Source organism: Mesorhizobium sp. B2-1-3A, from assembly GCF_006442655.1.
In the GTDB taxonomy this organism is placed as follows: Bacteria; Pseudomonadota; Alphaproteobacteria; order Rhizobiales; family Rhizobiaceae; genus Mesorhizobium.
The window spans coordinates 298,309-323,249 of sequence record NZ_VFWK01000009.1 but is presented as its reverse complement, the minus strand read 5'-3'; the positions used below and the strand labels follow the sequence as shown (position 1 = coordinate 323,249).

Below are 24,941 nucleotides of genomic sequence, written 5' to 3'. Positions count from 1 at the left end.
CCGGCAGGGCAATGAGGGGCAGCGCCGGCATTGGACTGGTAGCCTGCAGCATTAACTTGGACCCGTATTCGCCGGACCTCGATTGCATACCTAGGTCTGCGCCGCCCCTCACCTGCCTGCCGGCATCTCTCCCCGTAAACGGAGCGAGGGGCGCTCTGTCCATGGTTTCGCCAGTCACTGCGACCAGTACTGCCAGGCCCAGTAGAAGCTCTCGTCGCGCGGCGGCAGGCGGTCGCGCCCGGCCTGGAACGGGACCGGTGCCGGCGATCGCGGGGTGTCCTCCTTCGTCGCCTTGCGGTCGGAGGCAAGGCCCAGCAGCCAGTTGCCGAAATGGGCGAACAGCACGGCGGTGGAATGGGTCATGGTCATTCTCTCCTGCACTTGCGGTTGGTCACTCCCGTCCCGCCCACGGGACGAGCGCGCGCTCGATCCTGCGGATGGTGAATTCGAGCACGAAGGCTATGGCCGCGATCACCAGGATGCCCATGATCACCACGTCGGTGACCAGGAACTGGGCCGCGGACTGGATCATGAAGCCAAGTCCGCGCGTCGCCGCGACCAGTTCGGCCGCGACCAGCGTCGACCAGCCGGCACCGAGCGCGATGCGCAGTCCGGTCAGGATCGAGGGCAGCGCGCTGGGCAGGATCACGTGGCGGACCACCTGGCGCCTTGTCGCGCCAAGCGAACGCGCCGCGTTGATGCGCTCCTGCGAGACGCCGCGAACGCCCGAGGCGGTGGACAATGCCACCGGCGCCAGCATGGCGATGGCGATCACCAGGATCTTCGACGGCTCGCCGATGCCGAACCAGATGATGACCAGCGGCAAATAGGCGAGCGGCGGGATCGGCCGCAGGAATTCCAGCAGCGGATCGAAAATGCCGCGTCCGACAGTGCTGACGCCGATGGCGAGACCCACCGGCACACCGACGAGGATCGCCGCGACGAGTGCTGCGAACACGCGGCCGAGACTGGCGACGACATGCTGCAGCAGCGTCGCGTCGACGAAACCATCCCTGATGACGACAATGAATTTGTTCCAGACGGCGACCGGCGAGGGCAGGAATACCGGCGACACCAGCTGCAGGCGGGCCGACAGCGCCCACGCCGCCAGCGCCACCAGTATGGTGACCGCGCTGACCATGCGCGCCGAAACGCCCCTGCGTTTCGGGCTTGGCCGCGACCACGGCACCGACAGGCCGTCGGCCTCTTCGGTCCTCGGGGCGGGGCGTTCGGTGTAGGAGGAAATGGTCATGCCGCCTCTCCCTCGAAGATCGCGTCGGTCAGTTCGCCGCGCGCCGCAGCGAAGGCGGGATCGGCCTTGATCGCGCGGATGGCCTCGCCCGAGGCGTAGCGCCTGGAGAAGCCGGGTTCGAAAGTGCGCACCACGCGGCCGGGGCCGGGCGCCAGCACGACGATGCGGGTGGCGAGCACCAGCGCCTCCTCGATGCCGTGGGTGACCATCAGCACGCCGGCATGGCTTGCCGTCCAGAGATCGAGCAGTGTCGTCTGCATGCGCTCGCGCGTCAGCGCATCGAGCGCGCCGAGCGGCTCGTCGAGCAGCAGGAATTGCGGTTCGGCGGCAAGCGCGCGGGCAAGGCCGACACGCTGTCGCATGCCGCCGGAAAGCTCCCAGATGCGCTTGTCGCCGGCACGCTCAAGCTTCACCAGCGCTAGAAGCTCGTCAGCGCGGCGCGCCCGCTCGGCCGGCTTGACACCGCGCAGGCGCAGCGCGAAGGCAACGTTCTCGCGCGCCGTCAACCAGGGAAACAGCGCATCGTTCTGGAACACCACGGCGCGATCCGAACCAGGTGCCGTGATCGGCTGGCCGTTGATCGTGGCCGTGCCGCGCGAAGGCGCGACGAGGCCGGCGGCGACATTGAGCAGCGAGGTCTTGCCGCAACCGGAGCGGCCGACAAGGACGACGAAATCATCCTTGGCGATGTCGATCGACACCCGCTCGACGGCGGGTGCCGGCTGGCCCTCATAATGGATCGAGACTTTGTCGAGCACGAGATGCGGCATGGGGGCCTCTCAGAGCATGATCCCGAAAAGTGGCGTCCGGTTTTCGCGGACGGTTTCCGTTTGTCCAGAGATCATGCTCAAACGAATGGGAAATCCGACTGCCCCGGAACGGCTCCTCGTCAGCAGGTCCGGGGCAGGCAGCACGCGGCGTCAGGGAAGGAGCGCGCGAGCCATTTGAGCGCCGCCGCGTGCCCGTCAGGACATGCGGGGACGCCTCAGCACTGGTTTCAGTTCGAGGCCAGCGCCTCGGTGACGTATTTCGATGTCACGTATTTCGAGTAGTCCGGAAGCACGGCGTCGACCTTGCCCTGCTCCTTGAGGAAGGCGGATGCCGCCGCGACCGCCTTGACCGTGCCGCCGCCGAGGAACTTGTCGGAGGCCTGCTCCTCGAGCGTCGGGAAGACGTAGCCCTTCAACAATTCGGGTACCTCTTCGAGCTTGGCGCCGGTGAGCTTGGCGATCTTGCCGGCCTCAGGCGACGACACCGACCAGGCGTCGGGCTTGGCGAGGTATTCGGCATAGGCGGCGCCGGTCACCTTGACGAAGTCGCGCACCGCTTCCGGGTTCTTCTCGGCAAAATCGGTGCGCACGATCCAGGCGTCGAAGGTCGGCGCGCCCCAGGCGGCGACTTGCGAGGAATCCAGCACGACCTTGCCTGTCGTCTTGATCTGGCCGAGTGCCGGATCCCAGACATAGGCCGCGTCGATGTCGCCGCGCGCGAAGGCGGCGGCGATTTCCGGCGGCCTGAGGTTGAGAATCTCAACCGACTTCGGATCGACATTCTCATGCTTGAGCGCGGCGAGCAGGCTGTAATGCGTGGTCGAGACGAAGGGCACGGCGACCTTCTTGCCGGCGAGGTCGGCGACCTTCTCGATGCCGGCGCCGTTGCGCGCGACAAGCGCCTCGGACGGCCCGATCAGGCCGACGACGAAAATCGTCTGGATCGGCAGTTCACGGCTGGCCGCCGCCGCCAGCGGGCTCGAACCGACATAGCCGATGTCGACCGAGCCGGAAGCGACCGCGGCGATGACATCGGCACCGGAATCGAACTTGCGCCAGTCGATCGTGGCCTTGGTGGCCTTCTCATAGGCGCCATCGGCCTGCGGCACTTTGGAGGGCTCGACCACCGTCTGGTAGCCGATGGTGATCTTCAGGTCATCGGCCAGGGCCGGGCCGAGGAAGGCGGCGCCGGCAAGGGCTGCCGACGACAGAAGGAGAATGCGTCGCGAAATGGTGGACATCAAAGGGCTCCATGAAAACAGAGAAAACCGGATTGCCCTATGATAGTCCGCTAATTCTATCGGTCTTGTAGAGTTAAATCCTTCCAACGACGGTGGGTTTGTTGGAAAAAATCCGCCGGTAGCGGAAGGCCAGAGCGCATAGGGCGGCTGCAGCCCGCTGTCGCTGCTCCGATGACAGACCGCTGTAGGAGCAGGAATGGCGCTCCGCGAACCTTCCAACCTTCGTCATCCTATGGCGGAGCAAGGAGCGAAGCGACGCGGCGCAGACCATAGGATCCATGCCGTGACATGTAAGCGTCGCCACGGTTCAGAACTCTGCACCGCTGCACTCTTCGGTCAACGTCACGGAATGGATCCTCGGGTCTCCGCGACGCCGCTTCGCGGCTGCTCCGCCCGTGGATGACGACGTTGTAGAGGCTCCGGCACTCGACTGCTGTCTGTGCCGTTCACGCACGAATGATAAATTCTTACCCAGGCCAACATCACGCAAATCCATGCCCCAAACAGCACGGGAATTGACAAGCCGTTCCGGGTGTTCGAGGGTAAGTATAGTATCCTTATCGACATGAGGGAATTGGAGGCGACGATGAGCGGGCACCCCACCACCATGATCGTTCGCGGCATGCATCGGCTGTCGGCGGCGCGTGCGTCGGCGCGCGACACGACCGGCCCGACTGGAGCCATCCCTCGCTTTGGGGCCGTCGATGTGCATTTCTGTGCCCTTAATGGCACAAAAGCCTGACAAAATGGCCAAAACGGCTTGAAAACAAAGCAAAATCAACAGCTCTCGGCTTGTATATCATGTCACTAGAATTTATGTGTCATGGATGCTTGGACGCGGCGGGGAGGCACGCCAGGCGTTTCGCAACGGATGGCTTCAAGCCATCGCATGACAGAGAAACGTTCGGTTTATGCTCACGAAAAAAGGCAAGTACGGCCTCAAGGCGCTTGTACACCTCGCGCAGATGCCGGCCGGGCAGCTCGCTTTCGTCAACGACATCGCAACCGGCAACAACATCCCGAAGAAGTTTCTTGACGCCATCCTGGGCGAGCTACGCAATGCCGGTTTCGTCCAGAGCCGCAAGGGCAAGGATGGCGGTTACCGCCTCGCGCGCCCTGCCGAGGAGATCAAGGTCGGCCACGTCGTGCGCGTCCTCGACGGGCCGCTGGCCCCAATTCCATGCGCCAGCCGCACACAATATCAGCGCTGCGAAGACTGCAACGAGGCGACATGCCAAGTCCGACACGTGATGCTGGAGGTCCGGCAGGCGATCGCCGAGGTGCTCGACCAGCGCAGCCTCGCCGAAATGCGCGATATCGGTCTCGACGACCTCACGGTCGCGAGGGAGATCGGCGATCTTCCGGTCGCGGTGAAGGTCCAGGCCTGACGCTTCGCATAATGCGGGAACGCGCATGAGCGGGCGTGCCAATTCGATCATCCCCAACTCGATCATCATTGTCGGCGGCGGCGCCTCGGGCGTCGTGCTGGCCGCGCATCTCCTGAAATCGCCCAATCCGGATCTGCGTGTCACGCTGGTCGAAAAGCGCCCGCATTTCGGCCAGGGCATCGCCTATTCGACGCTGCTGTCGGCGCATGTGCTGAATGTGAGTGCCGCCGGCATGAGCGCCTATGCCGACGACCCCGGCAATTTCTGGCGCTGGCTGCAGGCGCGCGGCCTTGTGAGCCAGGAGCAGACGCCACAGACACCATTCTACGCGCCGCGCAGCATCTACGCCCGCTATCTCGGCGAGCTGCTCGACGAACTCGAAGCGCGCGAACAGCCGACCGGGCGGCTTCGCCTGATCCACGAGGAGAGCCTGTCGATCACGCCGACACCGTCCGGCGTCGAGGTGGCGCTCGCCAACGGCACCAGCGTCGTCGCCCATCTGGCGATACTCGCCACCGGCCATGACGAACAGCCGGCGCAAGGCCATGCGATCCGCATGGGCTCGGAAGCCGACACCGCGCTCGATCCGCACAGCCCCGTGATGGTGCTGGGCACCGGCCTCAGCATGGTCGACGCGTTCCTGGCGCTGGAACAGCGCGGCCACACCGGCAAGATCATCGCCGTTTCCCGGCGCGGCCTGCTGCCGTCGCCGCACCGCAAGGGCAATCCGATCAAGCTCGACGTCGCCGACATCCCGCTCGGCACCCAGCTTTCCTATTTCGTCGGCTGGTTCCGCGACCTGATCCGCGAGAACCAGAAGGCCGGCATCGACTGGCGCGACGTGGTCGACGGCCTGCGTCCCTTCAACCAGAAGATCTGGCAGAACTGGCCGGCTTCCGCCAAGCGCCGCTTCGTCGAGCACACCAAGGCCTGGTGGGACATCCACCGCCATCGCATGGCGCCCGAAGTCTACGCCAAGGTGACCGAGGCCGTGCAATCCGGCCGCATCCGGCTTGTCGCCGGCCGCGTCGTCGGCATCGTGCCGGGGAAGACCTTCACCGTCGACGTCCAGTCGCGCCACAGCCAGCTGGTCGAGACTTTTGACGTCGCCCGTATCTATGATTGCTCGGGCATCGTGCGTGACATTTCGACCTCCTCGAACAGCGTGGTGCGCTCGCTGGTCGATCGCGGGCTCGCGCGGCCGGACCCGATGCGCATCGGTCTCGACGTGTCGCCCAATTGCGAGATCATCGCCAGCGACGGCACGGTCTCGCGAAAGATCCTCGCCGTCGGCCCGCTGACACGCGGCACCTTCTTCGAGATCGACGCCATTCCGGATATTCGCGTGCAGTGTGCAAGGCTGAGCAAGCAGTTGCTGGGGTGAATTGCTGATGGGGTTGCGCTCTACGGCGCCCCCCTCTGGCCTGCCGACCATGCTACAAACTGGAATTTCATTCCCCGTCTGGCCGTCTGATTGGCACGATCTATCTTCTTTCCAACTGTAAACGGCTGGAAAAGAAGCTACGCTGCCGCTCTGCCGGCTCAATCAAAGAAATAGAGCATGATGTCGCCCGAAAACCGCTCACACTTCGGCATCATGCTCTGGGCGGTCGCTTGATCGATCATGGAGCATCTGAATGAGCGAGCAGAAGGTCGCCGCGCCTGACAGCGGTCCCTCGGAAAGCGCAACGTCCCGCCTGCGGCCACCTTACAAATCGGTTCTCGACCTGATCGGCCAGACGCCGGTGGTCGAGCTGACCAAGTTCGACACCGGCAAATGCCGGCTGTTCATCAAGCTTGAAAGCCAGAATCCCGGCGGCTCGATCAAGGATCGCATCGCGCTGTCGATGATCGCCGCCGCCGAAAGGCAAGGCAAACTCAGGCCGGGCGGCACCATTGTCGAGGCGACCGCCGGCAATACCGGCCTCGGCCTAGCCCAGGTCGGCATCCCCAAGGGCTACCGCATCGTGCTGGTCGTGCCCGACAAGATGTCGCGCGAAAAGATCCAGCATCTGCGCGCGCTCGGCGCCGAGGTGCGCATGACGCGTTCCGATGTCGGCAAGGGCCACCCCGAATATTACCAGGACATGGCCGAGAAGATCGCGGCGGAGGTGCCCGGCGCTTTCTACGCCAACCAGTTCGCCAATCCAGCCAACCCGCTGGCGCATGAAACGACCACCGGCCCTGAGATCTTTTCGCAGCTCGACGGCAATGTCGACGCGGTGGTCGTCGGCGTCGGCTCGGGCGGCACGCTGACCGGGCTTGGCCGCTACTTCGCCAAGGTGTCGCCGAAGACCGAAATGGTGCTGGCCGACCCTGTCGGCTCGGTGCTGGCGCCCTTGATCAAGACCGGCAAGATGGAAGAGGCCGGCAGCTGGACGGTGGAAGGCATCGGCGAGGATTTCGTGCCGCCCAATGCCGATTTGTCGCTGGTCAAGAAGGCCTATTCCATCACGGACAAGCAGAGCATGCTGGCGGTGCGCGACCTCCTGTCGCGCGAAGGCATTTTGGCCGGCTCGTCGTCGGGCACGCTTCTGTCGGCCGCGTTGCGCTATTGCCGCGAGCAGACGGTGCCAAAGCGCGTCGTCACCTTCGTCTGCGACAGCGGCAACAAATACCTGTCCAAGGTGTTCGACGATTTCTGGCTGGCCGAGCAGGGGCTGGCCGAGCACGAGCAGCATGGCGATCTGCGCGACCTCGTCATGCGCTCGCACCGCACCGGCGACACCGTTTTTGTCGGCCCGGACGAAAGCCTGCTCAACGCCTATGGCCGCATGCGCCGCTCGGACGTTTCGCAGCTGCCGGTGCTCGACAATGGCAAGCTCGTCGGGATCGTCGACGAGAGCGATATACTGGCCAAGGTGGACGGCCCCTATGACGGGCGCTGGGAGCGCTTCAACGGCCCGGTGCGCACGGCCATGACCTCCAATCTGCACACGCTGCAGGCCAGCCAGACGCTGGATGCGCTGCTGCCGGTGTTCGACCGCAACGAGGTCGCCATCATCTTCGACGGCGAAGAGTTCGTCGGCCTGATAACCCGCATCGACCTGATCAACCATCTGAGGCGCGCACGATGACCAGACATACCCCGCCGGCCGGCAAGAACCGCCTGGCCTTCTCGACGCGCACCATCCATGGCGGCCAGAGCCACGATCCGCTGACCGGCGCGGTGATGGTGCCTATCTATGCCACCTCGACCTACGGCCAGCAGTCGCCCGGGGTGCACAAGGGTTTCGAATACGCACGCAGCCAGAACCCGACGCGCTTCGCCTTCGAGCGCGCCTTGGCCGACCTGGAAAGCGGCACGGCCGCCTTTGCCTTCGCTTCCGGCCTGGCGGCGGTCTCGACGGTGCTGGAGCTGCTCGATTCCGGCGCCCATATCGTCGCCACCGACGACATCTATGGCGGCTCCTTTCGGCTGATGGAGCGGGTGCGCAAGCGCTCGGCCAATCTTCAGGTCAGCTTCGTCGACTTCACCGATCTTGCGGCGGTAGAGGCCGCGATCCGGCCTGAAACGAAACTGCTCTGGGTCGAGACGCCGACCAACCCGCTGCTGCGCATCGTCGACCTCGAAGGCGTCGCGGCGCTGGCCAAGCGCAAGGGGGTTCTCACGGTCGCCGACAACACGTTCTGCAGCCCCTATATCCAGCGGCCGCTGGAACTCGGCATCGATATCGTCGTCCATTCGACAACCAAATATCTCAACGGCCATTCCGACATGGTCGGCGGCGTGGCGGTCGTCGGCGACAACAAGGATCTCGCCGCCCAGCTGAAATTCCTGCAGAACGCCATCGGCGCCATCTCGGGCCCGTTCGACAGTTTCCTGGCGCTGCGCGGCCTGAAGACCTTGGCGCTCAGGATGGAGCGGCATTCCGACAACGGGCTGAAGATCGCGCAGTGGCTGGAAGCGCGAAAAGATATCCGCCGGGTCATCTATCCCGGTCTCGCCAGCCACCCGCAGCACGCCATCGCCGTCCAGCAGATGCATGCCTTCGGCGGCATGATATCAGCCGTGCTCGACCGCGACCTTGCCGGAACCAAACGCTTCCTCGAACGCACACAGCTGTTCACGCTCGCCGAAAGCCTCGGCGGCGTAGAAAGCCTGATCGAGCATCCGGCGCTGATGACGCATGGCTCCATTCCCGCCGAGAAGCGCGACGAGATCGGCATATCGGATTCGCTGGTAAGGTTGTCGGCCGGGATCGAGGATGGCGATGACCTGATCGCGGATCTGGAGCAGGCGCTGGGGGGATAGAAGCGGCGGCGCTCTCGTAGGAACCAGCCAATCTCCAAAGCCGGCGCTGCCCCTCACCTGCCTGCCGGCATTCTCCCCCCGTAAACGGGGCGAGGGGCGCTGTCATCACCGGTTTCGCCAATCGCCGGCGGCGGCGGTTAGCCTCTTTCGTCCCGTTTACGGGGAGAAATGCCCGGCAGGGCAATGAGGGGCGGCGCCGACGTTTCATGGTTGTCGATCGGCATCACCCCAGGTTGACCTCGCGCACCATTCGCCCGAGATGTAGCGCCCATGGCGACGCGCGAACCCGAAAAACCCACCGAGCCCCTCACTTTCGCGGTGCTGGTGTTCCCCGGCTTTCCGATGATGGCGTTCAGTTCCGTCATCGAGCCGCTGCGCGCCGCGAACATATTGGCGAAGCGGGAGTGCTACCGCTGGATCATCGTCGGCGGCACGAAAGGGGCCGTCGAGGCCTCGAACGGGGTCGTCATCCAGCCGGGCTTTTATGCCGAGCATGCGCCTAAGGTCGACCGCATCGTCGTCTGCTCCGGCGGCGATGCCGATCATCTGGTCGCCGAGGACGCGGCAAACTGGATCCGCCGCAGCCTGCGCGGAGGCGCCCATATCGGCGCGGTGGCCGATGCGGCGTTCTTCCTCGCCCGCGCGGGCCTGCTCGACGGCCATGCCTGCACCTTGCACTGGACCAGCCAGGCCGCCTTCACCGAGGCCTTTCCCACGATCGAGCTGCGGCGCGACCTCTATGTCATCGACCGCAAGCGTTTTACGTCGGCCGGCGGTGTCGGCAGCCTCGACATGATGCTGGAGATTATCACAAGAGACTATGGCGCCGAGCTTGCCGCCGGCGTCGCCGAATGGTTCGTGCACAGCCAGCTGCGCTCCAGCGTCGACCGCAAGCTGATGCCGCTCAGGCTACGCACCGGCGTGCAGAACGAACTGGTGCTGTCGGCCATCGCCATCATGGAGGATGCGGTTGAGGAAAGGCTCGGCATGGCCGAGCTCACCGCACGGCTTGGCGTGTCCTCCGACAAGCTCGAGCGCTCCTTCCGCGCCGAACTCGCCATCTCGCCCAATGGCTACTACCGGCGGCTCAGGCTGAAGCGCGCCGCCGACTTGTTAGCGCATTCGACGCTCGCCGTGCGCGACGTGGCGCTGGCCTGCGGCTTTGCCTCGATGTCGAGCTTTGCCCGGGCCTTTCGCGAGGAGCATGGCCATCCGCCGAAACTGGCGAGGCGGCATTAGCGGCAGACCTCAACCTGCTGGTTGTAGCCAGCGGGCAGAGAGGGGTCGCTTAGTTCTCGACGACAAAGGTGCCGTCTGTGTCTTGGTAGACGAACAGCTCGACGGCGTCGTGTTTTTGGCGGTCGATCGAAATCGCGACGAAGTCATCCCCGCCTAAGTGAAGGGTAATTCTTTGATCGGTGGATGTAACGCGTTCGATATACGATTCGCCTGCTTTGTCACTCATGCGCAGGGACACTTCTGTATAAACGGTAAGCCCAGTGCCGTCGGAGAAAAGAACGCTGATCCCAAACCCCGGCTCGCTCCTTTCGATAGAGCGGATCAATTTGCCGATCATTCTTTCACCGAAGGTTTGCACAGCACTCTTCCCGATCTGTTGTTAGCGGGTAACAGGATCGGTTGGTGGCAGGCGAACGTTGGCTCGGGCAATCATCCATTCGACTACTTCAACAGGCACTTCAGCCTGACACAAGGTAATGGTCATCTTCCCATCGACATCTGAGAAGAAAATCTCACCGACTATGTGATTATCTTGGTCGACAAGCTCCAGATACATGCCATCACGTTGGACATCACTGCCAATCGTGGCTTCATAGTTCCGTCCGGCCAATTCAATCATGCCATCAATATCCGCGAATGATGCATGGCCCGCAATGGGCGGTTAGCAGTAGTTCGCTCGCTAGCCCGTGGGAGAGACACTGCAGCCCCAGAGCGTTCTATCACGAGGTGATCGCCGTCAACTAAAGATCGAACTCGATCGTTCGTTGATGGGCTCTGGCCTAGGGTGTAGCGGCATTCCGCACAACAAATGCGGTTTTCCGCACAACGCTCTCGCAGCTCATGCTCCATGCTCCGACCTTGCAATCCACCCAAGGCCAGGCACCCATGAGCATCGTCGTATTCGACCCCGACAGCACCGAGGACGTGGACTTCAAGGACCGCATGCGCCACCCGGCCGCCGCCGATCCGGCCGGCGGCATGTGGCTGTCGGACACCGAGCCGTCCTTCATCGATGCCGACGCTCTTCGCAAAGGCCGGCTGGCCAAGCTGCGCGACTGGATGCGCGAGGCTGGTTATGGCGGCGTCGTGCTGTTCGACCCCTACAACCAGCGCTACGCCACCGGCTCGCGCAACATGTTCGGCTACTTCCTGCGCAACTCGACCCGTTATTTCTTTATCCCGACCGAAGGGCCGATCGTGCTGTTCGAATACCCGCAGAGCTACCATGTCTCGATGGTGCTCGACACGATCGACGAGGCGCGTCCGTCCAAGCTGGTCTGGTCGTCTGTCTCCGGCCGTGACGACGAAACCGCCGGGCCGTTCGCCGACGAGATCGCCGAGCTGTTGAAAAAACATGGCGGCGGCTCGATGAAGCTCGGGCTCGACCGCTGCAGCCATCTGCAGGCGCTGGCGCTGGAGAAGCGCGGCTGCGAGGTCCGCGACTGCCAGGGCGAAATCCTGGCGGTGCGCGCGGTGAAGACGCCGGAGGAGGTGAAATGCCTGCAAGTGTCGATGGCCGGCGCTGAAGCCGCGGTCTATGCGGTGCGCGAGGCGATCAAGCCCGGCGTTTCCGAAAACGACCTGTTCGCCATCATGTATGGCGAGGTCATCCGCCAGGGCGGCGAATTCATCGAGACGCGGCTCCTGACATCAGGCCAGCGCACCAATCCGTGGTTCAACGAAGCCAGCGGCCGCAAGATCCGACCCGGCGAACTGCTGGCGCTCGATACCGACACGATCGGCTGCTACGGCTACTATTCCGATTTCTCCCGCACCTTCCGCTGCGGACCGGGCAAGCCGACCGCTTACCAGAAGTCGCTCTACCGCATGGCGCATGACCAGGTTCAGCACAATATCTCGATCGTCAAACCCGGCATGGCTTTCCGCGAAATCGCCGAGAAGGCTTGGAAGATCCCGGACCGTTTCGTCGACCAGCGTTATACTTCGGTGATGCACGGCGTCGGCATGCATGGCGAGACGCCGTTTATCGCGCATGCCATGGATTACGAGACCTATGGCCGCGACGGCCATATCGTGCCAGGCATGGTGGTGAGCGTGGAAAGCTATATTGGCGAGAAGGGCGGCCGCGAGGGTGTCAAGCTGGAGGACGAGATCCTGATCACCGACACCGGCACGGAGCTTCTGTCGCGCTTCCCCTATGAGGATGAGTTTCTGGCGTGAAGGCTCCCATCGCCATCAAGCGCGGCACCGTGGCCGCCGTTTTCATCGACCTGCAGGAAGAGCACCGGCAGGACCCGCGCTATCTGGTCGAAGGCTTCGCCGGGATCCTGGCCAATGTCCAGCGCCTGCAGGAAGCGGCGCGCGCAAACCACGTGCCGCTCCAGCACTGGGCCTATATCGTCGACCTCGACAAGCAGGACCGGCCCTTTCATCCCGTCGGCGCCGACGGCAAATCGGCTTTCTCCGACAAAAGCGATCCGCTGACCGAAATCTGCCATGAGGTGGCGCCTGCCGCTGGCGAGGCGCTACTGGTCAAGGCCGAGGCCAGCGCCTTTCGCACTGGCTCAGCCGCCGATCGACTCAAGGCCTCCGGCATCGAATGGCTGGTCATCGCTGGTGTGTGGACGGAGGCCTGCATCGACGCATCGGTAAAGGATGCGGTTGCGAAAGGTTTTCGCGTGCTGCTGGTCAAGGATGCCTGCGGCAGCGGCAGCGCGGCCATGCACCAGACCGGCATCCTCAACCTTGCCAACCGGCTCTATGGCGGCGCGGTCACCGACACGGACGGCGCCTGCCGGCTGCTGGCCGGAGAGGCGGTCTCCGCCTGGCAGGTCGAGGGCTCGGTGCCGCTGCGCTTCGGTTTCGATAACGCAGCCGCCCTCTACGCGGATCTGTGACAGGTTGGGCAGGCTGACATGACCGGCCGCGGCAAGTACGAAACACGGCTCAATCCAGCGCTGTGGGCCTATATCGACAGCGTCAACGCGTGGTATCCGCCCGAGATCACCGGCCTGCCGATCGACAAGCAGCGCGCGGTTTATGACAGGATGTGCCGGGCCTTCCATCAAGGGCGCCCGACAGCGGTCAAGGTCAGCGACGGCCTGGTCGCCGCGCCGAGCCACGACATCCCGATCCGCCACTACCAGCCCGGCGGCAGCCCCGCGCGCGCCATGGTGCTCCATTTCCATGGCGGCGGCTTCATCCTTGGCGGGCTCGACAGCCATGACGACATCTGCGCCGAGCTCTGCGCCGGCACCGGCTTCGACGTGCTGTCGGTCGACTACCGGCTGGCGCCCGAGCATGTCCATCCCGCCGCCTTCGACGATGCGATGACCGCTTTCGCATGGGCGGTGGCGACGTCAGACCTGCCGCTCGTGCTGTGCGGCGAGAGCGCCGGCGGCAACCTGGCCGCCGCGGTGGCGCACGCGACGCGCCAACACGCCCGGACCGCGATCGGCCAGGTGCTGATCTATCCCGGTCTCGGCGGCGACGAGAGCAAGGGTTCCTATGTCGAACATGCGGAGGCGCCGTTGCTGTCCGTCAGCGATATCGCCTTCTACCGCGACGTCCGCTCGGCCAAGCGGCAGGCGCCCGACGATCCTACCTTCTCGCCGCTGCGCGACAGCGACTTTTCCGGCCTGCCGCCGACGGTGGTCATCACGGCCGAGTGCGATCCGCTGTCATCCGAAGGCGAGACCTACCGCGACCGCATCCTGGCCGCCGGCGGCAAGGCATGGTGGCATGAGGAGAAGCGCCTGGTTCACAGTTTCCTGCGCGCCCGCACCACGGTGCCCGCAGCCGCCGAGGCATTCGCGCGCATCATCGCGGCGGCTGGCGCGCTGGGCCGGAGCGAATGGCCGTACTGAAGTCTACGACGTCGCGGTATTTGAATCGGGTGACGTCGCCTTCAGCCAAAGCGCCTTTTCGCCAAGCGTGGCGACCATGGCGGCATGGGCGGCGCGTTCGGCCTCGGTGAGGCGCGACGGCAATGGGGCTGGGCGTTGGGCGACGATGATCTCAATGTGCCGGACATTTTCGCCGCCTCGCGCCGGTGCTGTCGAGCTGTCGAGGACGAGGGCGGCCTGCTTGCCGCCGATCAGCTCGATATAGACCTCGGCCAGCAATTCGGAATCGAGCAGCGCGCCGTGCTTGGTGCGCTTCGTGTTGTCGATGCCGTAGCGCCGGCAGAGCGCGTCGAGCGAATTGGGCCCCATCGGGTGCTTGCGGCGCGCCAGCGCCAGCGTATCGACGACGCGGCCGGGATCGACGACGGGATGACCGAGCCGGCCGAATTCGACATTGAGGAAGCCGATATCGAAGGTCGCGTTGTGGGCGACCAGCTTGGCGCCGTCGGTGAAGTCGAGCCACGCCTGCGCGATCTCGGCAAAGGTCGGCTTGCCCGCGAGGTCGGCCGCGCTGATGCCGTGCACCGCTTGCGCCTCCTCATGGATCGCCCGGCCCTGCGGGTTGATGTAGTGGTGGAAGGTCCTGCCGGTCGGGAAACGATTGACCAGTTCGACGCCGCCCAGCTCGATCACGCGATCGTCGCGCGAATCAAGGCCGGTGGTTTCCGTGTCGAAGATGATCTCGCGCATCGAATCAGTCGCTCCAAAGGAGCAGAATCACGAGGCCGGAACAAAATGGCAATGCCTCTTTTCCCTTCTCCCCTTGTAGGAGAAGGTGGATCGGCGCGTTAGCGCCGAGACGGATGAGGGGTGTTCCAGCGGAGTGAGACGTTGGCGTTCCCTGGAGCACCCCTCATCCGTCGCCTTCGGCGACACCTTCTCCCACAGGGGGAGAAGGGAAGGAAGCGTCAGTGACACCCGATCAACTCCGCAATGATTGCATCGACCTGGGCACGCGCGGCATCCAGACCCTGGCCGGTGTCGATGATGAAATCCGCTAGCCTGCGTTTCTCCTCATCCGGCACCTGCTTGGCCAGGATGGCCGCCAGTTTCTCTTCCGTCACGCCCTGCCGCGCCAGCACGCGCTGGCGCTGCACTTCAGCAGGCGCCGTAACGACGACGACCTTGTCGACCCGCCCACGGCCGCCGGTTTCGAACAGCAGCGGGATGTCAAGCACGGCGATTGATTCGCCAGCGTTACGATGCCTGGCCAGGAAGGCGTCGGCATCGGCGCGAACCAGCGGATGGATGATCGCTTCCAGCTGCTTCAGCGCGGCGGCATCGCCAAGGACGCGCGCGCCAAGCTTTACGCGATCGACCACACCGCCAACCGTGGTGCCGGGAAAGGCGGCTTCGACCAAAGGCGCCGCCGCGCCGGAATAGAGGCGATGCACCGTCTCGTCGGAATCGTGGACCGGCACGCCGGCCTCGGCGAACATTTTTGCCGTCGTCGACTTGCCCATGCCGATCGAACCGGTAAGGCCGAGCACGATCATGGTTTCGGCACCAGATCGGCGACGATGAGCGCGCGCAGCTCGGCCGTGACCTTGGGCCTGACGCCGAACCAGTGTTCGAAGCCGGGCACGGCCTGGTTGAGCAGCATGCCGAGACCGTCGACCGTTTTCAGCCCCCTGGCGCGCGCGGCGGCGAGCAGCTGCGTCTCCAGCGGCACATAGACGAGGTCGGTGACGACGGCATGGTCCGGCAGCAAGGCCGGATCGGCGGAGAGGCCTTCATTGCCGACCATGCCGAGCGCGGTGGTGTTGACCAGCAGGCCGGCGTCGGCCAGCAATTCGTCGGTCGCCGCCGTGCCGTGCGCCGAAACGCCGGCGCCGAAACGGTCGCGCAATTCCTGCGCCCGGGCGAGCGTGCGGTTGACGATGCGGATATCGCTGACGCCACGCTGCTTCAGCGCCTGGATGACGGCGCGCGACGCGCCGCCGGCGCCAAGCACGACCGCGGGTCCGGTGTTCGCCCAGCCCGGCGCGTAGTCATCCAGGTTGGCGGCAAAGCCGTGGCCATCGGTGTTGCCGCCCCACAGGACGCCCTCCTCGAACCACAGCGTGTTGACGGCGCCGATCTCCTCGGCCGCCTGGTCACGGCGAGCGGCGAGCGCAAAGGCGGCTTCCTTGTGCGGGATGGTGACATTGCCGCCGCGAAACCCGTTTGCCTGCAATGTCGCGATGAATTCGGCGAAATCCTGCGGCGCCACGTCGATGGCCTGGTAGCTGCCGTCAATGCTGTGTTTTGCCAGCCAGTGGCCGTGAATCTTCGGCGAGCGCGAATGCTTGATCGGATGGCCGGTGACGAAGGCCTTCTTCGTTGCCTCAGCCATCGATGGCTCCCAGAGTGCGCAGTTCCGCCAGCAGCGGCAAAAGCGGCAGGCCGACAATCGTGAAGTGGTCGCCTTCGATCTTCTCGAACAGCTGGATGCCTTCACCCTCGATCTGGTAGGCGCCGACGCTGGCCAGCGCCCTGGCGCCGACACGGGCAAGATGCCGGCCGATGAAGCCGGGGTCGAGCTTGCGCATGGTCATGGAGGCGATACCGACATGGCGCCACAGCACCTTGCCGTCACGGACCAATACGGCGGCGCTGTTGAGCTGGTGCGTCCTGCCCGATAGCGCCAGGAGATGGCGGCGCGCACCCTCCATGTCGGCCGGCTTGTGGAACACCTCGTCGCCGAGCGACAAGGTCTGGTCGCAGCCAAGCACCAGCGCGCCGGGCCGGCGCTCGCTGACCTCGGTCGCCTTCGCCTCGGCCAGCACCAGGGCGACATCCTCGGGCGAAACCCCGCTGTCCTGCAACGGTGCCTCGAGCGCGCGCTCATCGACTTCGGCGGGCACCGCCTCGATGTCGAGCCCGGCATTGACGAGCATCGCCTTGCGGAACGGGCTGCCGGAGGCGAGGATGATTTTTTCGGTCATGGTTTGTGCCTGGGTATTGTGGTTGGGATGCTGGCTGAGTGGCGCGCATTCAACCGCCGCACCCCTTGGCCACCGTCACGGCATGCCGTGACCTTCAAGCTTCGCGGCGGTGGGGTGCCATCACCGCGCAGCCCGGCCCCAATTATCTGTTCTTCCCTCTCAGGGCAACGATCGCCGCGGCCGTTTCCTCGATCGAGCGGCGGCTGACATCGATCATCGGCCAGCCGTGACGGGTACAGATCTGTCGGGCGTAGGCGAGCTCCTCGTTGATCGCCGCGCGGTCGACATAGTCGGTCGGCACGTAGGAGCTGCTGTTGCCGAGGATACGGTTCTGGCGGACATGCGAGATGCGCTCCGCGGTGGCGATCAGCCCGACGATCAGCGGTGTCCTGGCGGCGACCAGGCTTTCCGGCACCGGCACGCCGAGCACGATCGGTATGTTGGCGGTCTTGATGCCGCGATTGGCGAGATAGATGCTGGTCGGCGTCTTCGAAGTGCGCGAGATGCCGATCAGCACGACATCGGCATCGTCCATGTTGAGCGGCAGCTGGCCGTCATCATGGTCCATGGTGAAGTTGAGAGCATCGATGCGGCGGAAATATTCGGCGTCGAGAACGTGCTGGGCGCCGACCCGCCGGCCGGCCGGCGTGCCGAGATAGGACTGGAAGACGGTGAGCACCGGTTCCAGCACGGAGACACAGGGCAGGCCCATGGTGGCGCAGCGCTCGTCGATGCCGCGCGCCAGCTTCTGGTCGACGACCGTATAGAGAATGATGCCCGGCTCCTCCTCGATGTCCTCGAACACCTTGGCCACCTGCTTTTCGGTGCGGATGAGAGGGTAGATGTGCTCGATGGCGCGCGCATCCTTGTATTGCGCCGAAGCCGCCCGCCCGGCGGCGAGCAGCGTTTCGCCGGTCGCATCGGAAATCAGATGCAGGTGAAAGAAGCTCTGGGGTTTGTTCACAGGGATCACCTGGGGCTGTGGGCGGATGTGGATAAGGTCGGATGGAAAGACAGGACCGTGGGGGGCGACTGTATCAGATGCCGGTTTGTCCACAATTCGATCGTCTGTCAGCTTCGCCGAGCGGCTGGGGACAAATCTGGGGACGGGTTCTTTTGCCTTCAGGCCATCCACAGGGCCGGGTTTTTGCTGGATGTTCCAAGGCTTTGACTCCAATGATAGATTCCAGACTGTCCCCAGAACCCCGCAGCCGGGAGAGAGAAGCGCGCGACAATATGCTTGCTGGCTTTTTGCCTGGCGAAGCGGGACAGGTGACAACCACCACAACCAACAGACTCTTAGAATCAGAAGAATCTTAGATATAAGAATCTTTGATTATAGGAAGGCTGGGAGAGGCGAGCGTGCAATGCCCAAAAGCCGGATCATGCTGGACGTCCTGAAGGGCGAGGCAGTGTTTCCGCCTCCACTCTGGATGATGCGTCAGGCCGGGCGCTATCTGCCAGAGTATCGTGAAACACGCAGGCGCGCCGGTTCGTTCCTCGACCTCTGCTACGATCCCGACCTCGCCGTCGAAGTGACGCTGCAGCCGATCGAGCGCTTCGGCTTTGATGCCTCGATCCTGTTCTCGGATATCCTTGTCGTTCCGCATGCGCTCGGCCGCGACGTGCGCTTCGAGGAAGGGCGAGGGCCGCTTTTGACGCCGATCTCGGTTGCCGAGATCATGGCTCTGGAAAGCGATGTGTTTCACGTGAATCTCGAACCGGTCTATGAGACGGTTCGCCGGTTGCGGACAAAACTGCCTGATGAAACCACCCTGATCGGCTTCTGCGGCGCGCCGTGGACGGTGGCGACCTACATGATTGCCGGCCATGGAACCCCCGACCAGGCGCCGGCGCGGCTGTTCGCCTATCGTGAGCCGGCGGCGTTTCAACATCTTTTGAAGGTGCTCGCCGATCATTCGGCGGCCTATCTGATCCGCCAGATCGAGGCCGGCGCCGACGTCGTGCAGATTTTCGATTCCTGGTCCGGCGTGCTCGACGATGCGTCGTTCGACCAGTTTTGCGTCTGGCCGGTGGCCGAGATCGTCAGGCAGGTTCGGGCGGTCCATCCCGATGTACCGATCATCGGTTTTCCCAAGGGTGCCGGCGCCCGCTACCGGACCTATCGCCAAAAGACCGGCGTGACGGGGCTGGGGATCGATTGGACGGTGCCGCTGGCGGCGGCGAAGGACCTGCAGCGCTCTGGGGCTGTTCAGGGCAATCTCGATCCCTTGCGTCTCGTGGCTGGCGGCAAGGCGCTGTCCGATGGCGTCGAGACCATTCTGAAGGCGCTGGGAGACGGACCGCTGATCTTCAATCTCGGCCACGGCATCACGCCGGAGACACCGATCGCGCATGTCGAGGCTATGGTGAAACAGGTGAGGAGCGCGGTACGCTGATGGCTGATATGAACAACACCAACAGCACCGGCCAGGCGATGATGCGCATGATCATCAGCATCGGCATCCTGATTGTGCTGACAGCGCTTCTGTTTTTCGTCGCACCCGAAGGCTTCTACCCCTGGGCAAAGGCGATCCATATCCTCGCCGTCATCTCCTGGATGGCCGGCATGCTCTATCTGCCGCGGCTGTTCGTCTATCACGTCGATGCCGAGAAAGGTTCGGTGCAGTCGGAGACCTTCAAGGTGATGGAGCGGCGCCTGCTGCGAGGCATCATCAATCCGGCGATGATCGTCACCTGGGTGTTCGGGCTGTGGCTCGCCTGGAAAGTCTTTGGCTTCCAGGGCGGCTGGCTGCACGCCAAGATCGGCCTGGTGCTTCTGTTGTCCGGTGTTCATGGCTATCTGGCCGGCGCGGTGCGGAAATTCGCTGAAGATCGCAACGAAAAGTCCGCGAAGCACTGGCGGATCGTCAATGAGATCCCCACATTGCTGATGGTCGCAATCGTGATCCTGGTTGTCGTCAAACCGTTCTGACGCAGGCCGCGCGAAAGTGGTCGCGGTTTATAGATAACGACATGCCGCGCTTCGGGCTTTTTCAGCCCGCAAAACGCGGCTTGCTCTTTCATCCGACCGACGATAAAAGACGGGTCTTCCTTCCCGTCATGCGCCGCCCCTCATTGTTTTCGGCCGCGCCCGGCATTTGTCGCATCCCGCCGATATTTTTTCCCAAAGCTCACCCAGAGTCCGTCTATGCAAGAAATGAAACTTACCGAATTCAAGAACAAGAAACCGCCAGAGCTGATCGCTTATGCCGAATCGCTCGAGGTGGAGAACGCCAGCGTCATGCGCAAGCAGGAGCTGATGTTCGCGATCCTGAAGAAACTGGCCGCCCAGGACGTCGAGATCATCGGCGACGGCGTGGTCGAAGTGCTTCAGGACGGTTTCGGCTTCCTGCGTTCGGCCAACGCCAACTATCTGCCAGGTCCCGACGACATCTATATTTCGCCGTCGCAGATCCGGCGCTTTTCGCTGAAGACCGGCGATACGGTCGAAGGGCCGATCCGCAGTCCGAAAGAGGGCGAGCGCTATTTCGCGCTGCTCAAGGTCAACACCATCAATTTCGACGATCCCGAGAAGATCCGTCACAAGATCCACTTCGACAATCTGACGCCGCTCTATCCGACCTCGCGGCTCAAGATGGAGATGGAGGTTCCGACCTCCAAGGACATCTCGCCGCGCGTCATCGACCTGGTGGCGCCGCTCGGCAAGGGCCAGCGCGCCCTGATCGTGGCGCAGCCGCGCACCGGCAAGACGGTGCTCCTGCAGAACATCGCCCACTCGATCACCACCAATCACCCCGAATGCTATCTGATCGTGCTTTTGATCGATGAGCGGCCGGAAGAAGTGACCGACATGCAGCGCTCGGTGAAGGGCGAGGTCGTCTCCTCGACCTTCGACGAGCCGGCGGTGCGCCACGTCCAAGTCGCTGAAATGGTCATCGAAAAGGCCAAGCGCCTGGTCGAACATGGCCGTGACGTCGTCATCCTGCTCGATTCCATCACCCGTCTCGGCCGCGCCTACAACACCGTGGTGCCGTCATCCGGCAAGGTGCTGACCGGCGGTGTCGACGCCAACGCCCTGCAGCGCCCGAAGCGCTTCTTCGGCGCGGCGCGCAACATCGAGGAAGGCGGTTCGCTGACCATCATCGCCACGGCGCTGATCGACACCGGCAGCCGCATGGACGAAGTCATCTTCGAAGAGTTCAAGGGCACCGGCAATTCGGAAATCGTGCTCGACCGCAAGGTCGCCGACAAGCGCATCTATCCGGCCATGGATATCTTGAAGTCCGGTACCCGCAAGGAGGACCTGCTGGTTCCGCGCTCCGACCTGCAGAAGATCTTCGTGCTGCGCCGCATCCTGGCGCCGATGGGAACCACCGACGCGATCGAGTTCCTCATCGACAAGCTGAAGCAGACCAAGACCAACGCCGACTTCTTCGATTCGATGAACACGTAAGGCTCTTACCCTCCCCCTTGTGGGAAGGGCCGATCCGTGCAGCGGGTGGGGCCAGCGCCGGGGTTGGCGATTCACTTTCGCCGCAACAGCTGCTCCAACTCCTCGGCATCCGTCACCGCCGGCAGACAGACCTGGCCGGTACAAAGCCATGCGCCCGGCCTGTTGGTTGGCGGGAAGATGCCGCCGGGCAGCAGTGGTCGATTCGCCTCCGAACCAATCGTTGTGATGATGTCGACGCGGCGTGGGTCAGGGCATCGATTCGCAACCGGAACGAGCTTCGGATCTTCCGGCCTGTCCACGATGACCAGTTTCAGGGGCTCGATTGCGAGCGAACAGGCATTGACGATGCCCGCCTGGCCGTAGGCCTGATGTGCGGCGCGGCCGGCCGCGTACTCGGCGACCTGCCAGGCCTTTTCCTGCAGATCGAGATCGCCGGTAACGGAGGCGAGCCGGACCAGCGCTTCGATGATCTGGCTGGTGGCTGACGGAATGGCCTCGTCGACATCGCCCCTGATGCGGATCGGCACGTCGGTACTGTCCGAAGCGGTCAGATAGTAACCCGTCCCCGTGGCGTCGGCGTGCCAACGGTCGAGTTGTTCGACGAACCCGCTGGCCTGATCGATATAATTCCAATCGCCTGACGCTTCGAACAGCGAGATCGCGGCGTTGGCCATGGCGGCATAATCGCTCGACAGTGCGGGGAAGAGTTTTCTCGGGCCGAGCATGGAGTGCGGCAGGCGCTTGTCGTGGCTGGCCGCGACGATATGGGCAAAGGCCTTTGCCGCCGCTTCGATCCAGTCGGGCCGTTTCAGCGAGCGGCCGGCTCCGGCGAGCGCGGCTATCATCTGGCCGTTCCAGTCGGTGAGGGTCTTTGCATCCAGGCCCGGCCTGACCCGCTCTTCCCGGACCGCCAGAAGCCGCGCCGTGAGGGGGATCAATCGTTCGCGGTCGGCCACGCCCTGGGCTTGCTGGGCGCGGGTTTGGTGGACAACCGGCTTGCCTTCCCAGCCATGCGGGCTGGAAAGTGTGAAGTAATTGAAAAACAACGAGGAATCGTCGCCCAGGACGGTTTCCACTTCTTCTCGGCTCCAGGTGTAGAAAAGACCTTCCTCACCATCGCTGTCGGCGTCCAGGCTGGCGGCGAAAGCGCCGCCGTCGACGCGCATTTCGCGCAGAAGCCACTCAACCGTCTCTTCGATTCGTATCCGGAACAAATCATTGCCGCTCGCCGCATAGGCCCAGTTGCAGAAGCGGACGAGCTCCGCATTGTCGTAGAGCATCTTCTCGAAATGCGGCACCAGCCATTCGGCATCGGTCGAGTAGCGGCTGAGCCCGCCGCCGATGTGATCGTAGATGCCGCCGCCGAGCATCTGTTCGAGGCTGATGAGCACGTCGTCGCGATGCGTGGCGTTGCCGTCGCGCAGCCAGGACAACCAGAGCGTGAGCATGAATGGCGCGTTGGGGAATTTCGGGGCGCCGCGCAGGCCGCCAAGGTCGCGATCGATCATGCCGCCGATGCGGCCGGCGAGGTCGCTCAGTGTACCGCGGTCAAGGCTTTCCTTGGCTTGTGTGCCGGAGAGCCGCGCTTCGACATGGCTGGTCAGGCCGTCGGCGCTCTGGTTCAGGCTGGCGCGCTTTTCCCGCCAGGCCTTGTCGACCGCTTCCATCACTTGGGTGAATCCCGGGCGGCCATAGCGCGATTCTCGCGGGAAATAGGTGCCGCCCCAGAACGGCTTGCCGTCAGGGGTCAGGAACATGGTCAGCGGCCAGCCGCCTTGTTCGCCCATCGAGGACAAAGCCGCCATATAGATCTGGTCGATGTCCGGGCGCTCCTCGCGGTCGACCTTGATATTGACGAACAGACGGTTCATGACGGCGGCGACCGCGTCATTCTCGAAGCTTTCATGGGCCATGACATGGCACCAGTGGCAGGCGGCATAGCCGACGGAAAGCAGGATCGGCTTGTCGAGGGCCTTGGCTTCCTCGAGCGAAGCCGGCGACCAGGCCCGCCAATGGACGGGATTGCCGCTGTGCTGCTGCAGGTAGGGGCTGGCCTCGTCGGCAAGCAGGTTTTGCGCGGGCAATGTCACAATGGAACTCGGGTAACTCGGTTCAGCGTGTGGCGAAAGCTAGGGCGGTTCAGCAGAGCGGGCAAATGATTTCAGGCGATTCGATCGTAGCGCTGTCCAGCGGCCGGCTTCCGGCCGGCGTTGCCGTGCTGCGCATCTCCGGTCCGCAAACTCGATTCGTAGTCGAAACGATCGCCGGCGATATGGTTAAGGCGCGTGCGGCGGTTCTGCGCACGTTCAGGGCGCCGGATGGATCGGTGCTGGACAGCGGACTTGTCGTCTTCTTTCCGGGCCCGGCCAGCTTTACCGGAGAGGACGTGGCCGAATTCCATGTCCATGGCGGACGCGCGGTTGTGGCCAGAATGCTGGAGACGATCGTTGCTTTTGACGGCGTCAGGCAGGCGGAGCCGGGCGAATTCACGCGTAGAGCCTTTCTTAATGGGAAGGTCGACCTGGTCGAAACCGAGGCGCTGGCGGATCTGGTCAATGCCGAGACCGAGGCGCAGCGCCGCTTTGCCATCCAGAATGCCGAGGGCGCTCAGAGCGCGCTTTATCTCGGCTGGCGCCGGCGGCTGATTCATGCGCGTGCCATGATTGAGGCCGAGATAGACTTTGCCGATGAAGACGATGTGCCGGGTTCCGTTTCGGATACGGTCTGGTCTGACGTGCGTGTGATGATCGCCGAAATCGATCGCCACGTCGCCGGATTTCGCACCGCCGAAATCATCCGTGAGGGGTTCGAAGTCGTCATCCTTGGTGCGCCGAACGCCGGCAAGTCGAGTCTGTTCAACGCCTTGGCGCGACGCGATGCAGCTATTGTAACGGATGAGCCGGGCACAACACGGGACCTGCTTGAGGTGTTGCTTGATCTCGATGGGATGCGCGTCAGGCTGACGGATACGGCCGGGCTGCGCGATGCGCCGGGCAAGGTAGAGGCAATCGGCATCGAGAAGGCGCGGGCCAAGGCGGATCGCGCCGATCTCTTACTGCTGCTCGAAGATAGTTTGTCTCCCCGAGGCGTTGGTCCGTTCGCGGGTACGGCACCTTTGCTGCGCGTCGGCACCAAGGTCGACCTGCTGGATGAGCAGGCGGCTCGGGATGCGGCCGGTCGCTATGACCTTGTTATTTCGACCGTAAAGGGGACAGGCGTGGAGGCGTTGCTTGCTGAAATCGGCCGGCGCGCGGCGGAAGCTGCCGGTGATGTCGGCGATGTTCTGCCATCGCGCCTGCGCCATGTCGAACTGCTCGGCGAGGCCAATCGCCATCTGCTTCGCGCCACCGATAACGGCGCCGCGGGCCAGGAACTGCGCGCGGAGGAGTTGCGGCTGGCGGCGGATCGGCTTGGCCGGATCGTCGGCGCCATCGATGTCGAGGATATGCTCGATGTGATCTTCGGGCAGTTCTGTATCGGGAAATGACTCACGTGAAACAATGAGTTGGGTCGGAGACCGGCTCGGGTGCTCGTCGCTGATAATTGAGCGGCGACATCAACAGGTTCGTCATCCTAGGGCGAAGCA

25 protein-coding genes are annotated in these 24,941 nt (G+C 63.8%); 13 read left to right on the top strand and 12 right to left on the bottom strand.

Features of this window, described 5'->3' with window-relative positions; genetic code table 11:
- Positions 1-174: 174 nt before the first annotated feature.
- The 4 genes from FJ977_RS32465 to tauA form a co-directional block, all read right to left on the bottom strand.
- Positions 175-363 (bottom strand): hypothetical protein, encoded by a 189-nt coding sequence (locus FJ977_RS32465; protein ID WP_140776378.1) that lies wholly within the window; start codon positions 361-363, stop codon positions 175-177.
- A 28-nt stretch (positions 364-391) separates the two neighbouring features.
- Complete coding sequence (locus FJ977_RS32460) at positions 392-1,252, bottom strand: ABC transporter permease subunit (protein ID WP_140776375.1); 861 nt, start codon at positions 1,250-1,252, stop codon at positions 392-394.
- The gene (locus tag FJ977_RS32455) at positions 1,249-2,022 is read right to left on the bottom strand and encodes a taurine ABC transporter ATP-binding protein (protein WP_140776373.1); all 774 of its coding nucleotides are present in this window, start codon (positions 2,020-2,022) and stop codon (positions 1,249-1,251) included. The genes FJ977_RS32460 and FJ977_RS32455 overlap by 4 nt, the downstream gene beginning before the upstream one ends.
- A 227-nt stretch (positions 2,023-2,249) precedes the next feature.
- A complete protein-coding gene (gene tauA, locus FJ977_RS32450; protein WP_140776371.1) occupies positions 2,250-3,263 on the bottom strand; it encodes a taurine ABC transporter substrate-binding protein in 1,014 nt (337 codons plus the stop codon).
- Between the two features lie 586 nt (positions 3,264-3,849).
- Between tauA and FJ977_RS36015 the strand changes: the two genes are divergently transcribed.
- The 6 genes from FJ977_RS36015 to FJ977_RS32425 all read left to right on the top strand — a co-directional run bounded on the left by FJ977_RS36015 (position 3,850) and on the right by FJ977_RS32425 (position 10,145).
- The gene (locus FJ977_RS36015) at positions 3,850-4,005 is read left to right on the top strand and encodes a hypothetical protein (protein ID WP_181180133.1); all 156 of its coding nucleotides are present in this window, start codon (positions 3,850-3,852) and stop codon (positions 4,003-4,005) included.
- A gap of 169 nt (positions 4,006-4,174) precedes the next feature.
- Positions 4,175-4,651, top strand: coding sequence for an Rrf2 family transcriptional regulator (locus FJ977_RS32445; protein WP_140776369.1), 477 nt, complete (start codon positions 4,175-4,177; stop codon positions 4,649-4,651).
- 25 nt (positions 4,652-4,676) lie between these two features.
- Complete coding sequence (locus FJ977_RS32440; protein ID WP_140776367.1) at positions 4,677-6,035, top strand: FAD/NAD(P)-binding protein; 1,359 nt, start codon at positions 4,677-4,679, stop codon at positions 6,033-6,035.
- Positions 6,036-6,288: 253 nt separating this feature from the next.
- Positions 6,289-7,728, top strand: coding sequence for a pyridoxal-phosphate dependent enzyme (locus FJ977_RS32435; protein ID WP_140776365.1), 1,440 nt, complete (start codon positions 6,289-6,291; stop codon positions 7,726-7,728).
- The gene (locus tag FJ977_RS32430; RefSeq protein WP_140776363.1) at positions 7,725-8,906 is read left to right on the top strand and encodes a PLP-dependent aspartate aminotransferase family protein; all 1,182 of its coding nucleotides are present in this window, start codon (positions 7,725-7,727) and stop codon (positions 8,904-8,906) included. The genes FJ977_RS32435 and FJ977_RS32430 overlap by 4 nt, the downstream gene beginning before the upstream one ends.
- 270 nt (positions 8,907-9,176) lie before the next feature.
- Positions 9,177-10,145: a GlxA family transcriptional regulator gene (locus FJ977_RS32425; protein WP_140776361.1), complete on the top strand. Its 969-nt coding sequence runs from the start codon at positions 9,177-9,179 to the stop codon at positions 10,143-10,145.
- 49 nt (positions 10,146-10,194) lie between these two features.
- Here FJ977_RS32425 and FJ977_RS32420 read toward each other — a convergent pair whose 3' ends face one another.
- Together FJ977_RS32420 and FJ977_RS32415 are read right to left on the bottom strand one after the other, a co-directional pair.
- Positions 10,195-10,503: a hypothetical protein gene (locus FJ977_RS32420; RefSeq protein WP_140776359.1), complete on the bottom strand. Its 309-nt coding sequence runs from the start codon at positions 10,501-10,503 to the stop codon at positions 10,195-10,197.
- Positions 10,504-10,524: 21 nt separating this feature from the next.
- Positions 10,525-10,764 carry a hypothetical protein gene (locus tag FJ977_RS32415; protein WP_140776357.1) on the bottom strand — a complete coding sequence of 80 codons (240 nt, stop codon included), beginning with the start codon at positions 10,762-10,764 and terminating at the stop codon, positions 10,525-10,527.
- Between the two features lie 266 nt (positions 10,765-11,030).
- On the opposite strand from FJ977_RS32415, the gene FJ977_RS32410 reads away from it, so the two are divergent.
- Genes FJ977_RS32410 through FJ977_RS32400 form a run of 3 tightly spaced genes read left to right on the top strand, consistent with a single transcriptional unit; the run spans position 11,031 to position 13,972 of the window.
- On the top strand, positions 11,031-12,326 hold the full coding sequence (locus FJ977_RS32410; RefSeq protein ID WP_140776355.1) for a Xaa-Pro peptidase family protein: 1,296 nt from the start codon (positions 11,031-11,033) through the stop codon (positions 12,324-12,326).
- Positions 12,323-13,003 carry an isochorismatase family protein gene (locus FJ977_RS32405; protein WP_140776353.1) on the top strand — a complete coding sequence of 227 codons (681 nt, stop codon included), beginning with the start codon at positions 12,323-12,325 and terminating at the stop codon, positions 13,001-13,003. Before FJ977_RS32410 ends, FJ977_RS32405 begins: the two co-directional genes overlap by 4 nt.
- Positions 13,004-13,021: 18 nt before the next feature.
- A complete protein-coding gene (locus tag FJ977_RS32400) occupies positions 13,022-13,972 on the top strand; it encodes an alpha/beta hydrolase (protein ID WP_140776351.1) in 951 nt (316 codons plus the stop codon).
- Positions 13,973-13,975: 3 nt separating this feature from the next.
- Here FJ977_RS32400 and dnaQ read toward each other — a convergent pair whose 3' ends face one another.
- From dnaQ to FJ977_RS32375, 5 genes are all read right to left on the bottom strand, one after another.
- Complete coding sequence (dnaQ, locus tag FJ977_RS32395) at positions 13,976-14,701, bottom strand: DNA polymerase III subunit epsilon (protein WP_140776349.1); 726 nt, start codon at positions 14,699-14,701, stop codon at positions 13,976-13,978.
- A gap of 218 nt (positions 14,702-14,919) precedes the next feature.
- Positions 14,920-15,507 carry a dephospho-CoA kinase gene (gene coaE, locus FJ977_RS32390; RefSeq protein WP_140776347.1) on the bottom strand — a complete coding sequence of 196 codons (588 nt, stop codon included), beginning with the start codon at positions 15,505-15,507 and terminating at the stop codon, positions 14,920-14,922.
- Positions 15,504-16,346: a shikimate dehydrogenase gene (locus FJ977_RS32385; RefSeq protein ID WP_140776345.1), complete on the bottom strand. Its 843-nt coding sequence runs from the start codon at positions 16,344-16,346 to the stop codon at positions 15,504-15,506. The genes coaE and FJ977_RS32385 overlap by 4 nt, the downstream gene beginning before the upstream one ends.
- A complete protein-coding gene (locus tag FJ977_RS32380) occupies positions 16,339-16,938 on the bottom strand; it encodes a Maf-like protein (RefSeq protein ID WP_140776342.1) in 600 nt (199 codons plus the stop codon). Before FJ977_RS32380 ends, FJ977_RS32385 begins: the two co-directional genes overlap by 8 nt.
- Before the next feature lie 142 nt (positions 16,939-17,080).
- Positions 17,081-17,902 carry a pyruvate, water dikinase regulatory protein gene (locus tag FJ977_RS32375; protein WP_140776340.1) on the bottom strand — a complete coding sequence of 274 codons (822 nt, stop codon included), beginning with the start codon at positions 17,900-17,902 and terminating at the stop codon, positions 17,081-17,083.
- A 403-nt stretch (positions 17,903-18,305) separates the two neighbouring features.
- Here FJ977_RS32375 and hemE point away from each other — a divergent pair, with 403 nt between their 5' ends.
- The 3 genes from hemE to rho all read left to right on the top strand — a co-directional run bounded on the left by hemE (position 18,306) and on the right by rho (position 21,355).
- Positions 18,306-19,337 (top strand): uroporphyrinogen decarboxylase, encoded by a 1,032-nt coding sequence (hemE, locus tag FJ977_RS32370; RefSeq protein WP_140776338.1) that lies wholly within the window; start codon positions 18,306-18,308, stop codon positions 19,335-19,337.
- Positions 19,337-19,873 carry a protoporphyrinogen oxidase HemJ gene (gene hemJ, locus FJ977_RS32365; RefSeq protein WP_140776336.1) on the top strand — a complete coding sequence of 179 codons (537 nt, stop codon included), beginning with the start codon at positions 19,337-19,339 and terminating at the stop codon, positions 19,871-19,873. The genes hemE and hemJ overlap by 1 nt, the downstream gene beginning before the upstream one ends.
- 216 nt (positions 19,874-20,089) lie before the next feature.
- Positions 20,090-21,355, top strand: coding sequence for a transcription termination factor Rho (gene rho, locus FJ977_RS32360; protein ID WP_081294988.1), 1,266 nt, complete (start codon positions 20,090-20,092; stop codon positions 21,353-21,355).
- Positions 21,356-21,426: 71 nt separating this feature from the next.
- On the opposite strand, the gene FJ977_RS32355 is transcribed toward rho, so the two are convergent.
- Positions 21,427-23,445: a thioredoxin domain-containing protein gene (locus FJ977_RS32355; protein WP_140776334.1), complete on the bottom strand. Its 2,019-nt coding sequence runs from the start codon at positions 23,443-23,445 to the stop codon at positions 21,427-21,429.
- 65 nt (positions 23,446-23,510) lie between these two features.
- On the opposite strand from FJ977_RS32355, the gene mnmE reads away from it, so the two are divergent.
- On the top strand, positions 23,511-24,842 hold the full coding sequence (gene mnmE, locus FJ977_RS32350; RefSeq protein WP_140776332.1) for a tRNA uridine-5-carboxymethylaminomethyl(34) synthesis GTPase MnmE: 1,332 nt from the start codon (positions 23,511-23,513) through the stop codon (positions 24,840-24,842).
- Positions 24,843-24,941 lie beyond the last annotated feature (99 nt).